Below are 14,434 nucleotides of genomic sequence, written 5' to 3' on the forward strand. Positions count from 1 at the left end.
TATCAGGTCAGCAGCAGGGTGGCGACCACCAGCAGGGTGGCCAGCGCCAGAATCGGCAGCTTGAGTCCCCGCAGCAAGTAGAAGCCGATGGCGGCCAGTGCCAGGTCGGTGGGGGCCAGCACGGCGCTCTGCCAGACCGGCTGATAGAGCGCCGCCAGCAGCAGACCCACCACGGCGGCGTTGATGCCGGCGACGGCGCCGGCGAGGCGAGGGCGGGCCAGCCAACTCTGCCAGCAGGGGCCCATGGCCCACAGCAGCAAAAAGCCGGGCAGGAACAGCGCCAGGGTCGCCAACAGGGCGCCGCCTACCGGGGTGGTCGGCAGCAACTGGGCGCCGAGATAGGTCGCCAGGGTGAACATGGGGCCGGGCACCAGCTGGGCCAGGCTGTAGCCGGTCAGAAACTGCTGCTGATTGAGGCTGTGGCCCACGCTCTCCGCCAGCAGGGGCAGCACCACGTGGCCGCCGCCAAACACCAGGCTGCCGGCCCGATAGAAGTCGGCGACCAGCTGGCCGACGGGGCTCCCCAGCAGTGGCAGGCCGACAAACAGCAGGGCAAACAGCAGCAGGGTGGGCCAGTGGGGTTGGCGCACAGGGATGGACTGAGCGGGTGAGGGCTGTGGGCCCGGAGTTTGCGGCGCGCCGGTGCGGGCACAGAGCAGGGCGGCACCCGTCAGCATGACGAGCTGGGTCAGCAGGCCGGGCTGCCACCAGAGGGCGGCCGCGGTGGCGACCATGATCCCCTGATTGCGCGTCGTCTTGCAGAACTGGCGGCTCATGGTGAGCACCGCATCGGCGACCACCACCAGCGCCAGCAGCTTGAGGCCGTGCAGGGCGGCATCGAGCCAGACATTGTTGCCGAGCTGGCCCAGACCGATGGCGGCGGCCAGCAACAGCAGGAAGGAGGGGAGGGTGAAACCGGCAAAGGCGGCCAGTGCCCCACCGAGCCCGGCCCGCTGGCGGCCGATGGCAAAGCCGAGCTGGCTGGAGGCGGGGCCCGGCAGCAGCTGGCAGAGGGCCAGCAACTGGGCGAATTCGGCCTGGGTCAGCCAGCCCAGCCGCTCGACGAAAGTGCGCTGGAAGTAGCCGATATGGGCTGCGGGTCCGCCGAAGCTGACACAGCCCAACCATAAAAACTGAATAAACACCTGCCCCACGTCCTCACTCCCTCGTTGTCATCATCGACCCCGATGATATGACAAAGCGGTGACTTTTTTATGACAAATCAGGGGGCTACTGGCAGGTAGCCGCACCTTGTCAGCCGCAGGTCACTCCATCGGCTGGCCTGGTTGTGGCAGATAGCAACGGCCAGCAAGCCAGCAGGCGATGGCTTATGGGGCCGGCTGGCTTGAGGTCGGCAGATAGCAACGATTCGCCAGCCAGCAGGTGATGGTCTATGGGGTGGGCTGGTGTGGCATCGGCAGATAGCAACGGCCAGCAAGCCAGCAGGCAATGGACTGGCGGCTGGCATCGAAGTGGGGCTCGGGCAGATTGCGCGGGTCGCACCAGATCCAGCCTTCGCATTTCTCCGGCTCCAGCAGCTGGGGCTCTCCCTCTACCTCGGCCAGCAGGGTGACCGAGACATAGTGCAGGCCACTCTCACGCCAGGTCTCCAGGTTGTTGGTGACGGCGATGACGCTGGGGTTGCTGATCTGAAAACTCGTCTCCTCGGCCACTTCCCGGATCGCTGCCGATTCGAACGTCTCTCCCAGTTCCAGATGACCGCCGGCGATGGACCAGTAGGGGGCGTGGCTCCCCTTGCGCTTGCCAAGCAGCACCTGGCCCTGGCGGTTGGTGAGGATTACGCCGACACCGACGCGGGGATAGGGGGTAGACATAAGAAGGACTCCTTGCTGGGATGACGCGAGACAAGCAGGGAACCCATGAGCGGCTCCTTGCACAAACTGCGAATTGCACCATAAAAAACGGGCCCACCTTAGGGCGGATGGGCCCGTCATGCAAGCAGTCTGCGGCGTCAGGCGCCAGTGCTGCGGATCACGCCAGCTTGACCAGCATCTTGCCGGTGTTGCGCCCCTCGAACAGCCCGATGAAGGCCTGCGGCATGCTGGCGAGCCCCTGATAGACGGTCTCTTCGGCCTGCAGGGTGCCGGCGTCGAAGGCCGGGGTCACTTCGGCCAGAAACTCGCCGTAGTGCTGCCAGTGATCGAACACGATCAGCCCCTGCATGGTGAGGCGCTTGCGGATCACCTGGGAGAGATTGCGCGGGCCGCTCGCCTCGCTCTGGCCGTTGTACTGCTCGATGAGGCCGCACATCACAATGCGACCGTGCACCACCATGTGGTTGAGGGCGGCGTCCAGCATGGCGCCCCCCACGTTCTCGAAGTAGACGTGGATCCCGTCCGGTACCAGCCGGGCCAGCTCGGCATCGAGATCCGGGGTCTCACGGTAGTTGATCACCTCGTCGGCCCCCAGGCTCTTGAGGTAGGCCACCTTGTCGGCCGACCCGGTGGAGCCGATGACGCGGGCCCCCGCCCGTTTGGCAAGCTGCACCACCATAGAACCGACGGCGCCGGAGGCGGCCGACACCAGCACGGTTTCACCGGCCTGCAGTTTGGCTATGCGGTTGAGCCCGGTCCAGGCGGTCATGCCCGGCATGCCGAGGGCACCGAGAAAGAGCTGGGGTGGCAGGCGGGTGTCGGGCAGTCTGGTCAGCTGGGCGCCATTGGCGACGAAGCGATCGCGCCAACCCAGCATGCTGCTCACCCGGTCGCCCACTGCGAAGTCCGGGTGACGGGAGGCTTCCACCACGCCGATGGCGCCGCCATCGAGGGGGCCGTTGAGGGGGAAGGGGGGCACATAGCTCTTGGCTTCGCTCATGCGACCGCGCATGTAGGGATCCACCGATAGCCACTGGTTGGCGACCCGCACCTCTCCTTCTTGCAGCTCGGGCAGAGCCACCTCGGTCAGGGTGAAATCGGCCAGGCTGGGCAGGCCGACCGGGCGACGCAGCAGCTGGATCTGATGGCTGGACTGATTCATGGTTTTTTCTCCAGTGTGAGGGGGGTTGGCAACCTGCGAGTCGCCTGCATGGCTATTTCCAAGGGGTTGAGGCTGAACGGGTTCACGCCGTCTCATCCAGCGGGGCGCCGTTGAGCAGCAGCCGGGTGACCACATTGCCCCGCATGGCGTTGGAGAAGGGGCAGGTCTGGTGGGCCAGCCGCACTATCTGCTCGGCCTGCGCCGCCTGTTCAGGTTGGGTCGCGGCGAGCGCGACGTCCAGCGTGATGGCGAAGTTGAAGCGGCCATCGTCCAGTGCCAGCAACTCGACCCCGGTGGTGACGGGAGCACTGGAGAGGGGCGCTCCCAGTTTGTGGGCCACGTGGATCAGCGCATTGGAGAAGCAGGCTGCATAACCGGCGGCCAGCAGCTGCTCCGGGTTGTTGCCCTTGCCATTACCGCCGAGGGCGGTCGGCAGGGCCAGTGCCAGCTGCAGGCTGTTGTCCAGGGTGTGAACCTCACCGTTACGGCCGGCCTGGGCGATGGCTTGAGTGCGATAGAGCGTCTTCATGTCAGGGTCTCTGATTTTATTTGTGTGCAAAGTAAATCCAGACTAATCCCGAAAATACGGGCTGACAACTATTTTGTGTGCAAATTATTCGACCCCCGATTTTCCTAGGGTATACTGGCCCCAGTCGTCAGCGAGGTGCCCCATGAGTGAATTGAAAAAGCAGGTCTGTTTTGCCCTCTACAGCGCCTCCAATGCGGTGATGCGGGCCTATCGGCCGCTGCTGGACAAGCTGGATCTCACCTACACCCAGTATCTGGTGATGCTGTCGCTGTGGGCGCGGGACGAGGTCAGCCTCAAGGAGATAGGTCAGGAGACCGGGCTGGATGCGGGCACTCTGACCCCCATCGTCAAGCGGCTGGAGAGCAAGGGCTGGTTGACCCGCACCGTCTCCAGCGAGGATGAGCGGCAAAAATGCATCGGCCTGACCGAGGCGGGGCGTCAGCTGCAGCAGGAGGTGAGGGAATGCTGTCTGGCGGACAACTTGCGCAATCAGGTGGATCTGGCCGATGCTGAACTGGCCCAGCTCAAGCAGCTCTGCGATCGCATCTCGGCGCAACTGGGGCGCTGAGTGCGGCCCATCCATCCAGCCTGAGGATCCACCCCATGAAACTCCTGTTGCCCCTGTTTGCCCTGTTGCTGACCGCCTGCAGTTCTGGCCCCCATGCCCCTTCGATGGCCATCGACGATGCCGATGCCTGGCAGGCTGTCTGCAAGGACGGTACCCGGGTGCGGGCCGTGGTGGAGGAGGGGATCTGCGCGGATCATCGCGGTGTTGCCATGTGGACGAATAAGCCAAGAGCCGCACGGATGGCAGAGGAAGCCGCCAAATAGTGTGATCCAGGCGCCATAAAATGACACAACCGGCCGACTGGCCGGTTTTTTTCGCGATCCCGTCGGCACTTTGCCATCTTGTTCATGGTGCGCTCAGTTTTCTCTTCCCATACTGGCCCTACAGTTCCAAAAGAGGAGAGACGAGATGCAATCATCGTTGGTTGGGCTCTCCATTCTGTGGGGGCTGGCCAGTTTTGGTGTTCAGGGGGATTTCATCGAGAGCCGTGATTCCGTTGCGCCATCCTGGCAAGCCGAGTCCAGAGTGGAGATGGAAGGTTATCTGATCGAGTCGCTGGGTGAAGATCGCTGGCTGTTCGACAACGGCAGCGAGAGCCTGCTGGTCTCCCTGCCCCAGGGGCAGTGGGTGCCGACCGGCGAGCGGCTGCGGGTCAGCGGCGAGCCCCAGCAGGAGCAGGCCGGCTGGCTGTTGCAGGTACAGGATGTCAGCCAGGTAGCGGTCTGAGTACAGGTCGCTGACTGCAGATATAAAGAAGAGGAGGCCACTGGCCTCCTCTTCTTTTATCCGCCCTGATCCGATGATCAGGGCCGGCGGTCAGCCCAGATGGTTGAGTGGCAGCGCCGTCTTGTGCTTGATCCGGCGCAGCACGAAGCTGGAGCGCACCCCGGTCACCCCCGGAATGTGGGTCAGCTTGTCCAGCAGGAAGTGCTGGTAGTGTTCCATGTCCCGCACCACCACCTTGAGCTGGTAGTCGGCGTCGTTGCCGGTGATAAGGTCACACTCCAGCACTTCGGGCAGCTCACTAATGGCGCGGTCAAAATTTTCGAACCGCTCCGGGGTGTGCCGGTCCATGGAGATGTGAATGTAGGCGGTGAGGGTCAGCCCCAGTTGGCGGGCGTTGAGCAGGGTGACGTGGGTGTCGATGAGACCGGCATCCTCCAGCGCCTTGACCCGGCGGGAGCAGGGGGAGGGGGAGAGCCCGACCAGCTCGGCCAGCTCCAGGTTGCTGATGCGGCCATTCTCCTGCATCAACTCCAGAATATGCCTGTCTATGCGATCAAGTTTCAGCATTCTCCGTTCCTCGTTGCAATTACTAATTCACTTTTCCTAGATTAAGGGTGAACTATTGCAAAAACAACTGAAAATACATGCTACTTCGCAACCACTCACCGGGCCGGCAGGGATACCATGGTTACATCTTCCGGTGGCAAGACAGAAACCCAACCCGGTCTCTGTGGTGAAGGACCTTACCGGGTCAACAACCCCATCAGCCGTCTCACCTTATCGGGCAACGACGGGCTGGAACGAGAGCATCCCCTCCCCGAAGGCAACAAAGCAGGCATCCCGGCGCCTGCTTTGTTGTTTTTGGCGTTTGCGGATCAGGGCTGCGGCCTGATGCGATAGAGGCAGCGGTGATCCCCCTCCAGCAGATACTGCTCCCGCTCCACCCCGGCCGGCGCCAGCAAGCGGCGAAACATCTCCAGCTCACTACGACAAAAGCCCCGGCAGGCCCGCGCCGCCGCACAGATGGGGCAGTGGCTCTCCCACAGCAGCCAGCTGCCATCCTCCTCCTGGCGAAAATCCGCCATATAGCCCTCTCGCGTGCGCTGTGCCGTCAGTGCCGCCAGCCTGTCGGCCAGCGCCGGCTGGGTCAGCTCGGCCTGATAGCGGGCCAGCTGCTGCTGCTCTCGCTGGGCGATCAGCCGCTCCATGCCCACCTCGCCAAACAGCTGCTGGATGTTGTCGATAAGCTGTAGCGTCAGTTCGCTGTGACTGTCGGGGAAGCGTTGCCAGGCCTGCTCGGTCAGATGCCACAACCGTACCGGTCGACCGCGCCCGCGGGCCTCGTCGTTGAAACTCACCCAGCCGTCGGCCTCCAGCGTCATCAGGTGCTGGCGGGCACCCATGGAGGTCATCTGCAACTGCTCTCCCAGCTCGGCGGCGCTCTGTGGCCCGTGGCTCTTGAGCAGAAATAGTATCTTGTCGGTGCTGGCGTTCATGGCAAGGCTCTCATCGTCGGCAGGTGCGACCGCTTGCGCGGCAGCGGTTCTGGCATGGATAAGAGCATTATGGGGAGGGGGATTTTTTAAATCAACAATTCGCTTTACTTAATCAGGATTGATTGCCAACATAAATAAACCAATAGCTTTATTTAATGGGGCAAACATGGAAGGGATCAAGGGGCAGGCCAGCCTGTGGGTATTGGTGATGACGGTGACGCTGGCGGTGGCGGGCTTCAGTCTGCCGTCTCCGGTGCTGGCGCCGCTGATGCTGGATCCGGCTCAGGGCATGCTGACGCCGGCAGCGTCGGACTGGAGCCGCAAGGTGTGGCTGGGGGTCATCATGGGGCTCTACCCACTGTTTCAACTGGTAGGGGCCCCCTGGCTCGGCAAGCTCTCCGATCGTCATGGCCGCAAGCCGGTGCTGACCCTCTGTCTGGTGGGCGTGCTGGTGGGCTACGCCCTGATGGCGCTGGGGATCGCCTGGCGATCCTTGCCGCTGCTGTTGCTGAGCCGGGTGGTTGAGGGCTTCTTCAACGGTGACATCGCCATCGTGCAGGCCATGGCGGCCGACATGAGCACCGCCAAAACCAAGACGCGCAGCTTCGCCTGGATCAACATCGGCATGAACCTGGGCTGGGTGGTAGGCCCCATGATCGGCGGCTATGCCGCCGTGGTGTCCGGCGATTACAGCCTGGCGGCCTGGCTGGCGGTGGCCATGACCCTGGTCAACCTGCTGCTGGTGCTCTGGCTGCTGCCCAATCGGCCGGCGGCGGCCCGCAGTGAGCAGCCACCACCGGCCCTCTCTTCCCGCCAGTTGCTGCTGCAACCGGCGCTGCTGCCCTACTTCGTGCTGACCCTGCTCAGCTACGGCGCGGTGCAGCTCTACTTCACCTACTTCAACGTCTGGCTGGTGGAGCGGCTGGCCTGGGATCCGGTGCAGCTGGCGCAGGCCGCCGTGCTGGTGAGCGTGCCCATGATCCTGGGATCCTGGCTGGGCTCCCGCCTGGCTCGCCATTGGCGCGGCAGCAGTCTGGGGGTGGTCGGTCATCTGGTGATGGCGGCGGGCATGCTGATGTTCGTGCTGCCCGGCCACTGGTGGGGGCTGGCTCTCACCTTTATTCCCACCGGTATCGGCATGAGTCTGGGGGAGCTGGCGACCTCGGTGGCGGTCTCCAACCGCAGCCATGCCGAGCAGCAGGGGCAGGCGATGGGGCTCTATCGCGGGCTGGCGGTGGGCAGCGAGATCCTGGCGGTGGTGGTCGGCAGTCTGGTGCTGCTGGCGGGCACCGAGTGGCCCTTCTATCTGGCTGCGCTGTGCAGCTTGCTCTGTGCCATCGGCTTCTATGGTCTGCGCCGGGCGGCGGATCGGCGGCAGCGGCTCGACGTCCAGATGGAAGCCGGCTGACGGGATCACAGTTCGGCGACGGGATGGCGGGCCGGACTTGCATCGTGGCGCCGACTCTGGGACGGTATGGCTCTTTGCTTCGTTTGCCCGATCGCCCATAGCTCCCCGTTATGCTCAGCCTTTGGCGATGGCGTGAATCGTTATCAGGCCATGGCGTTGAAATCGGGTTGGTATGGCGCTGCATTCATTCGTTTCGACATTTTGGAGGTGATATGAGTCGTTTTCAGGCCATTGCGTTGGATATGGACGGTACCCTGCTGACCCGGGATCACAAGATCTCGTCCGCCACCCGGGCCGCGCTGGCCCAGGCCCGCGCCCACGGCATCAAGGTGCTGCTGGTGACGGGGCGCCACTTCATGACGGCCCGTCCTTTCCATCACGAGCTGGCCCTCGACACCCCCATCATCTGCAGCAACGGTGCCTACCTCTATGATCCGGTGCAGGAGCAGATCCAGGTCGGGGATCCGCTGGCGGTGGCTCCCCTCAGCCGGCTGCTGGCAGAGGTGCAGGCGCACCAGATGGGGGCCCTGTTCCACCTCGACGAGGGGATCGGCTACCTCGGCTGCGAGGAGCATGTGACCCGGATGCGCCATTGGTCGGCGACTCAGCCGGATCATCTCAAGATCTCCCTGCTGCCGGCGGAGGATCTGGCGAGCTGGCTCAGTCGGCCGGTCTGGAAGCTGGAGCTGTTCAACCAGGATCCCGCCCTGCTCCATCACTTCATGGCTGAGGTGGTCGAACAGTTGCCCTTTACCCGTGACTGGGCGGCGCCCTATGCGGTGGAGCTGGTGCAACCCGGCTGCAGCAAGGGCAACCGGCTGGCCCAGTGGGCGGCGAGCGAGGGGATCGCGATGGAGAACGTGGTGGCGTTTGGCGACAACAACAACGACATCAGCATGTTCGAGCAGGTGGGGCTGGCGGTGGCCATGGGCAACGCGGCGTCACAGATCCAGGCGCTGGCGGATCGGGTCACCGCCGATCACAACGAAGATGGCATCGCGCTGGCGCTGCAGCGCTGGGTCCTGCCCGCCTGAGGGACAGCAACAGAAACAGAAAGGGGCCATGTCGGCCCCTTTTTCGTTTGTCAGTTCCCGAAGGAGAACTGGATCACCCGATCCGGGAAACGGATCCGGTTGTAGTCACGGCGTAGCCCCTCGTAGTGACGGATGGCGCGCTCGCGCTGGGCGCGGTAGTAGTCGCGCTGCTTGCTGTCGTTCTCGTTGCGGATCTGGTGCTCCAGCGTCTCGATGTCGCGCTCGGTCCGCTCCATGTCACTCTTGAGGTCGCTGAGCTGTTTCTCCACCAGGTACTCCTGGCGGCCGCGATCGTATTGGGTCAGGAAGCTGGCATCGTTGGGACAGACGCCCTGATACTCGGCGCCGGATTTGCCCTTGCTGTAGGCGAGCTCCGGAATGCAGTAGAGCTCCAGCCCCTTGGCATAACCCCGTTTCCACTCCGCTTCGTCCACCTTGAGGCCGTATTCGCCGCAGGTCGAGACGTAGTCACGGGTGGCGGCCCGGGTCTTGCCCTGCTCGCCGTCCTGATAACCCAGGTTGTACCAGCTCATGGTGCGGCACTCTTCTTCCGACAGCGAGCTGCAACCGGCGAGCAGGAAAGGCAGGGTCAGCAACAGGATCTTGGGGGACATGGACGACGGGCTCCGAGAGGGATGATGGGGGCATTCTAGAGAGGATGCCGGGGCAGGACAAGGGATGAAAAACGGTGCTGGTCGGCGCCGTTTTTTGAGCGGTTTGTCACTATTTGCGCGGGCTGGCGGCGTGGCGACCCGCGCCCTTTCCTTGTTGCCGGTCACGGGGTAAACTGCGCCATCTTTTAACTGGCGCGTAACAAAAATAATGAAAGTCCTGACCGTCGATTACCGCTCGCCCGATGCGGCGCAGCGCTTCACCGAATCCCTGCGGACCACCGGCTTCGGGGTACTGACCAATCACCCCATCCCGAAAGAGCTGGTGCAGTCCATCTATGACAACTGGTATCGCTTCTTCATGAGCGAGCAGAAGCAGGATTTCCTGTTCAATCGCGAGACCCAGGACGGCTACTTCCCGCCCTCCGTGTCCGAGGTGGCCAAGGGCCACAGCCAGAAGGACATCAAGGAGTACTTCCACCTCTACCCCTGGGGCCAGATGCCGGCGGAGCTGAAAGAGCAGGCGATGGAGTACTACCGCCTCGCCAACAACCTGGCGGCCGAGCTGCTGGGCTGGGTCGAGCAGTACACCCCGAGCGACATCGCCGCCCACTACAGCTGCCCGCTCTCCTCCATGATCGAAGAAAGCCAGAAGACCCTGCTGCGGGTGCTGCACTACCCGCCGTTCGACGGCACCGAGGAGCCGGGTGCCATCCGCGCCGCCGCTCATGAAGACATCAACCTGCTGACCATACTGCCTGCCGCCAACGAGCCGGGCCTGCAGGTGAAGGGTTCCGATGGCGAGTGGATGGACGTGCCGTGCGATTTTGGCACCCTGATCATCAACATCGGTGACATGTTGCAAGAGGCCTCCCACGGCTATTACCCCTCCACCACCCACAGGGTCATCAACCCGACCGGTGGCAGCGCCGCTAAGTCCCGCATCTCCCTGCCGCTGTTCCTCCATCCGCGCCCGGACGTGGTGCTCTCCGAGCGTCACACCGCCCACAGCTACCTGATGGAACGGCTGCGGGAGCTGGGGGTGATCTAGTCCCCGAACCAGACTCATCACCCTGTAAAACCGGAGCAAAATTGCTCCGGTTTTTATTTGTTGGCATGATTGCGCGTTAAATGGAATTTAATTAGGCAATGATGCCAATAATGCGCGTTTTATCCAGATAAGCGGCGTTGTGATTGCGCAGCCCCCCCCGTACTCTGAGCGTCATTTTGGGCCCCTTGTGGCGGGCCCCACGGTTGGAGTTCTTATGAAGCAGTCCCAATGGTCATCCCGGCTCGGTTATATCCTGGCCGCCGCCGGTTCCGCAGTCGGTCTCGGCGCTATCTGGAAGTTCCCCTATGTGACGGCCGCCAACGGCGGCGGCGCCTTCCTGCTGGTGTTTCTGCTGTTCAGCTTCACCCTGGGGGTGGCGGTGCTGATGGGGGAGACCTTGCTCGGCAGCCTGAGCCGGCGCGGGGTGGTGGGGGCCTTCGGTGAACTGATGGGCAAACGCTGGCGCTGGGTCGGCGCCATGGGGCTGCTCAGCAGCCTGCTCATCTACAGCTTTTACAGCGTGGTGGGTGGCTGGACCCTGGGCTACACCGGCATGGCGCTGGCGGGCAGTCTGCAGCACGGAGACGGCGCGGCCCTCACCGCCCGCTTCAACGACTATGTGGGGGATCCGCTCTGGCCGGTGCTGACCCACCTGCTGTTTGCCGGGCTCACCTGGTGGTTCGTGCAAGGAGGCGTGCAGAAGGGGGTGGAGCGCACCCTGCGCTGGATGATGCCTGCCCTGTTCATCATGATCCTGATGCTGGTGGCCTTCGGTCTTACCTTGCCCAACGCCATGGCGGGGGTACGCCACTTCCTGATGCCGGACTTCAGCAAGCTCGGCATGTCCGGCGTGCTCGACGCCATGGGGCTGGCGTTCTTCTCCCTCTCCATCGGCCTTGGCATTCACACCACCTATGGCGCCTACCTGCCCTCCAGTGACGGGGTCGGCCGCTCCAGCCTCTGGGTGGTGCTGCTGGCAAGCCTCATCGCCGTGCTGGCGGGCTTGATGATCTTCCCGGTGCTGGCGGCGACCGGCATCGATCCTGCCTCCGGTCCGGGGCTCACCTTCATGACCATGCCGGCGGTATTCCAGCAGCTGCCGTTCGGCCAGGGGCTGGCGGTGGTGTTCTTCGCCTTGCTGGTGGTGGCGGCGCTGTCGTCGGCCATCTCGCTGCTGGAACACCTGCAGTGCTTCGTTAGCGAGAGCCTGGGCTGGTCACGGCGGGCCGCCTGCGGCCTCATCACCGCGCTGGTGATGGCGGGCGGCATTCCGGTCAGCCTGTCGTTCGGACCCTGGGCGCAGGTGACCCTGTTTGGCAAGAACATCTTCGAGCTGCTCGATTTCGTCACCTCCAACCTGATGATGCCCATGTTCGGCTTGGCGCTCACCCTGCTGCTGGGTTGGAAACTGGGTCGCCAGGCCTTGCCCACCGGGCTGGCGCTGCACTGGCGTACTCTGGTGATGGGCTGCTGGCGCTGGCTGGCACCGCTGCTGATCGGCGGCATCCTGGTGCGCGGGCTGGTGTAATCAGGGTTGGCGGATGGGCTGCTGAGCCTGCTGGTGACGGTCCCTGACCTTGTCGATGGCCGCCTGCCAGCGGGCGATCACGGCGTCATCCTCGCTCTTCGAGAAGACGATGTAGAGCCAGTGTTCCTGCAGCAGCAGCCCTGAGTTCACCACGCTGCGGGGGGAGAACTTCATCTTGGCCAGGATGGCCGGCATGATCTGCTCCCCCATGGGGAAGGCATCTATCTTGCCGAGCATCAGTCGTTCGATGGCATCTTCGATGGTCTGGCAGCGCACCAGATTGGTGTAGCCCTCGCGGGTGAGCAGCTCGTCATCGGCGTTGCCGAGCAGCACGCCGACCCGCGCCAGCTGGCGCAGCTGGGCCAGATCGGTCAGCGGCTGGCTGCCCCTGGTCTGGTAGATCACCACCCGGTTCAGAAACAGCGGCCCCACCCACTTGAACTGGGGCTCCCGCTGGGGCGTGCGCAGAATGACGAACAGGGCGAAGCCGGGCTCGACCCGGGTCAGCGCCAGCGCCCGCTTGAGGGGGTAGATCTTGATGGGGTAGTCGACCCCCATCTCCTGCTGGGCCTCCTGCACCAGTTGTACCGCCAGCCCGCCAAGCTTGCCGTCGCTGGTGTGGGTAAAGGGGGGCAGTTCGTGGCTGAGCAGGGTCAGCGGGGGTTGCGTCGCCTGCGCCAGGCCGGGCAACAGTAGCCAGGGCAGCAGCCATTTCATCCAGTATCCGGTCAGGTGCGTCACGTCGGTACATCCATGTTGCGCAAGGGAGTGGCAGGGCAGGTCGGTCCCATCCGGTTAGGTCGAACCCGCTCAAGCTAAGACTATTATCGTTCAAGGCCGTGGGCGGGGAGGCTGCGGCGCTGATTTTTGGCGCCGGCCGGGTGAAAACAAGATTTTTTTGACCACATGAAAAAAAGTTTGGTCATGTTGTGTCAATTTTTCTTTCCATGGTTTAGGCTGTGATCCCTTTTCAGCATTCAGATCAGATTATTCATGTCACGTCGCGTTGCCCTGTTCGGTCGATTTTTTAGCTCGCAAGAGAGGTGACCTTGCACGCGCAGCTTGTCTGAATGTTCATTGCAAAGGTCGCCACCAGGCGGCCTTTTTTGTTGCCCCGCCCAGCGCGGTTACCCATGGAGTATCGATGTGATGTTGTCTTGCCCGGAGGTTGTATGAGCCAGGTTCAGTGGTCTTCCCGTATCGGTCATGTGCTGGCAGCCGCCGGTTCGGCGATCGGCCTTGGCGCCATCTGGAAGTTTCCCTATGTGACGGCCACCAACGGCGGCGGTGCCTTCCTGCTGATGTTTCTGCTGTTCAGCTTCACCCTGGGGGTGGCCGTGCTGGTGGGTGAGACCCTGCTCGGCAGCCGCAGCCAGCGCGGGGTGCTCGGTGCCTTCCACAAGCTGGTGGGGCCGAACTGGCGCTGGATGGGGTACATGGGGATCTTGTGCGGCTTCTTCATCTACAGCTTCTACAGCGTGGTGGGCGGCTGGACCGTGGGTTATGCGGCGCTGGCGGTGAGCGGGCAGCTCAATCTGAGCGAGGGCGCGGCGCTGACCGCCTTGTTCAACGGCTATGTCAGCCACCCCTGGTGGCCGGTGCTGACCCATCTGGTGTTTGCCGGCCTCACCTGGTGGTTTGTGCAGGGGGGCCTGCAGAAGGGGGTGGAGCGGGCGCTGCGCTGGATGATGCCAGCCCTGTTCGTGATGATGATGCTGCTGGTGGTGACTGGCCTCTCCATGCCCGGCGCCATGGCCGGGGTGCGCCAGTTCCTGCTGCCGGACTTCTCCATGCTGACCGGCCAGGGCGTGCTGGACGCGCTGGGGCTGGCCTTCTTCTCCCTCTCCATCGGGCTTGGCGTGCACACCACCTATGGTGCCTATTTGCCGAGCAGCGAGGGCGTGCTGCGATCCGGCGTCTGGGTGGTGACCCTGGCGAGCCTCATCTCGGTGCTGGCGGGGTTGATGATCTTCCCGGTGCTGGCCTCCACCGGTATTGACCCGACTGCCGGGCCAGGCCTCACCTTCATGACCATGCCGGCGGTGTTCAACCATCTGCCGTTCGGCCAGGGGCTGGCGGTGGTGTTCTTCCTGCTGCTCTTGGTGGCGGCGCTCTCCTCCTCCATCTCCATGCTGGAGCACCTGGTGCGCTTCACTACCGAGGAGTGGGGCTGGTCGCGCCGTGGCGCCTGCCGGGTGCTGACCCTGCTGATCATGGCCTCCGGCATTCCGGTCAGCCTGTCGTTCGGGCCCTGGAGCGAGCTGACCCTGTTCGGCAAGACCATCTTCGATCTGCTGGACTATCTCACCTCCAACCTGATGATGCCGCTGTTCGGTCTGGTGCTGACCCTGCTGCTGGGCTGGCGATTGGGTGAGTCCGTGCTGCCTGATGGCCTGTCGCCGCTGCTGCGCGGCTGCCTGCTCTGGTGCTGGCGGCTGGTGGCGCCGCTGCTGATCGCCGGGATCCTGGTGCGCGGGCTGCTGTAA

At 63.6% G+C, this 14,434-nt stretch carries 16 protein-coding genes; 8 read left to right on the plus strand and 8 right to left on the minus strand.

From position 1 onward, the window contains the following. Positions 1-2 precede the first annotated feature (2 nt). The 4 genes from chrA to PG900_RS16170 all read right to left on the minus strand — a co-directional run bounded on the left by chrA (position 3) and on the right by PG900_RS16170 (position 3,526). Positions 3-1,154, minus strand: a complete 1,152-nt coding sequence (gene chrA, locus PG900_RS16155; protein ID WP_270831804.1) for a chromate efflux transporter — start codon at positions 1,152-1,154, stop codon at positions 3-5. Positions 1,155-1,391: 237 nt separating this feature from the next. Next, positions 1,392-1,835, minus strand: a complete 444-nt coding sequence (locus tag PG900_RS16160) for a nucleotide triphosphate diphosphatase NUDT15 (protein WP_270831805.1) — start codon at positions 1,833-1,835, stop codon at positions 1,392-1,394. Between the two features lie 157 nt (positions 1,836-1,992). After that, on the minus strand, positions 1,993-2,997 hold the full coding sequence (locus tag PG900_RS16165; protein WP_017411111.1) for an NADP-dependent oxidoreductase: 1,005 nt from the start codon (positions 2,995-2,997) through the stop codon (positions 1,993-1,995). Positions 2,998-3,079: 82 nt separating this feature from the next. Beyond that, complete coding sequence (locus tag PG900_RS16170) at positions 3,080-3,526, minus strand: organic hydroperoxide resistance protein (RefSeq protein WP_202004386.1); 447 nt, start codon at positions 3,524-3,526, stop codon at positions 3,080-3,082. A 142-nt stretch (positions 3,527-3,668) separates the two neighbouring features. Here PG900_RS16170 and PG900_RS16175 point away from each other — a divergent pair, with 142 nt between their 5' ends. From PG900_RS16175 to PG900_RS16185, 3 genes are all read left to right on the plus strand, one after another. Continuing rightward, positions 3,669-4,094, plus strand: a complete 426-nt coding sequence (locus PG900_RS16175; protein ID WP_016351946.1) for a MarR family winged helix-turn-helix transcriptional regulator — start codon at positions 3,669-3,671, stop codon at positions 4,092-4,094. A gap of 35 nt (positions 4,095-4,129) precedes the next feature. After that, positions 4,130-4,357, plus strand: coding sequence for a hypothetical protein (locus tag PG900_RS16180; RefSeq protein ID WP_043160384.1), 228 nt, complete (start codon positions 4,130-4,132; stop codon positions 4,355-4,357). A gap of 145 nt (positions 4,358-4,502) precedes the next feature. Further along, on the plus strand, positions 4,503-4,820 hold the full coding sequence (locus PG900_RS16185) for a hypothetical protein (RefSeq protein WP_005304873.1): 318 nt from the start codon (positions 4,503-4,505) through the stop codon (positions 4,818-4,820). A 90-nt stretch (positions 4,821-4,910) separates the two neighbouring features. Here the strand turns inward: PG900_RS16185 and PG900_RS16190 are convergent, their stop codons facing one another. Together PG900_RS16190 and PG900_RS16195 are read right to left on the minus strand one after the other, a co-directional pair. After that, positions 4,911-5,387 carry an Lrp/AsnC family transcriptional regulator gene (locus PG900_RS16190; protein WP_005304871.1) on the minus strand — a complete coding sequence of 159 codons (477 nt, stop codon included), beginning with the start codon at positions 5,385-5,387 and terminating at the stop codon, positions 4,911-4,913. A gap of 308 nt (positions 5,388-5,695) precedes the next feature. Continuing rightward, a complete protein-coding gene (locus PG900_RS16195; RefSeq protein WP_011707347.1) occupies positions 5,696-6,316 on the minus strand; it encodes a helix-turn-helix transcriptional regulator in 621 nt (206 codons plus the stop codon). A gap of 166 nt (positions 6,317-6,482) precedes the next feature. Between PG900_RS16195 and PG900_RS16200 the strand changes: the two genes are divergently transcribed. Then, a complete protein-coding gene (locus tag PG900_RS16200; protein ID WP_270831806.1) occupies positions 6,483-7,724 on the plus strand; it encodes an MFS transporter in 1,242 nt (413 codons plus the stop codon). A 212-nt stretch (positions 7,725-7,936) separates the two neighbouring features. Further along, on the plus strand, positions 7,937-8,758 hold the full coding sequence (locus tag PG900_RS16205) for a Cof-type HAD-IIB family hydrolase (protein ID WP_016351941.1): 822 nt from the start codon (positions 7,937-7,939) through the stop codon (positions 8,756-8,758). A gap of 50 nt (positions 8,759-8,808) precedes the next feature. Here PG900_RS16205 and PG900_RS16210 read toward each other — a convergent pair whose 3' ends face one another. Next, complete coding sequence (locus PG900_RS16210; RefSeq protein WP_270831809.1) at positions 8,809-9,372, minus strand: DUF2799 domain-containing protein; 564 nt, start codon at positions 9,370-9,372, stop codon at positions 8,809-8,811. 208 nt (positions 9,373-9,580) lie between these two features. Between PG900_RS16210 and PG900_RS16215 the strand changes: the two genes are divergently transcribed. Next, positions 9,581-10,420 carry an isopenicillin N synthase family dioxygenase gene (locus tag PG900_RS16215; protein WP_011707343.1) on the plus strand — a complete coding sequence of 280 codons (840 nt, stop codon included), beginning with the start codon at positions 9,581-9,583 and terminating at the stop codon, positions 10,418-10,420. Positions 10,421-10,634: 214 nt separating this feature from the next. Next, on the plus strand, positions 10,635-11,948 hold the full coding sequence (locus PG900_RS16220; RefSeq protein WP_045789024.1) for a sodium-dependent transporter: 1,314 nt from the start codon (positions 10,635-10,637) through the stop codon (positions 11,946-11,948). Here the strand turns inward: PG900_RS16220 and PG900_RS16225 are convergent, their stop codons facing one another. Next, the gene (locus PG900_RS16225; RefSeq protein WP_016351939.1) at positions 11,949-12,665 is read right to left on the minus strand and encodes a substrate-binding periplasmic protein; all 717 of its coding nucleotides are present in this window, start codon (positions 12,663-12,665) and stop codon (positions 11,949-11,951) included. A 455-nt stretch (positions 12,666-13,120) separates the two neighbouring features. Here PG900_RS16225 and PG900_RS16230 point away from each other — a divergent pair, with 455 nt between their 5' ends. After that, positions 13,121-14,434 carry a sodium-dependent transporter gene (locus PG900_RS16230; protein WP_011707340.1) on the plus strand — a complete coding sequence of 438 codons (1,314 nt, stop codon included), beginning with the start codon at positions 13,121-13,123 and terminating at the stop codon, positions 14,432-14,434.

The organism is Aeromonas sp. QDB03, assembly GCF_027707985.1.
GTDB classification, from domain to species: domain Bacteria; phylum Pseudomonadota; class Gammaproteobacteria; order Enterobacterales; family Aeromonadaceae; genus Aeromonas; species Aeromonas hydrophila.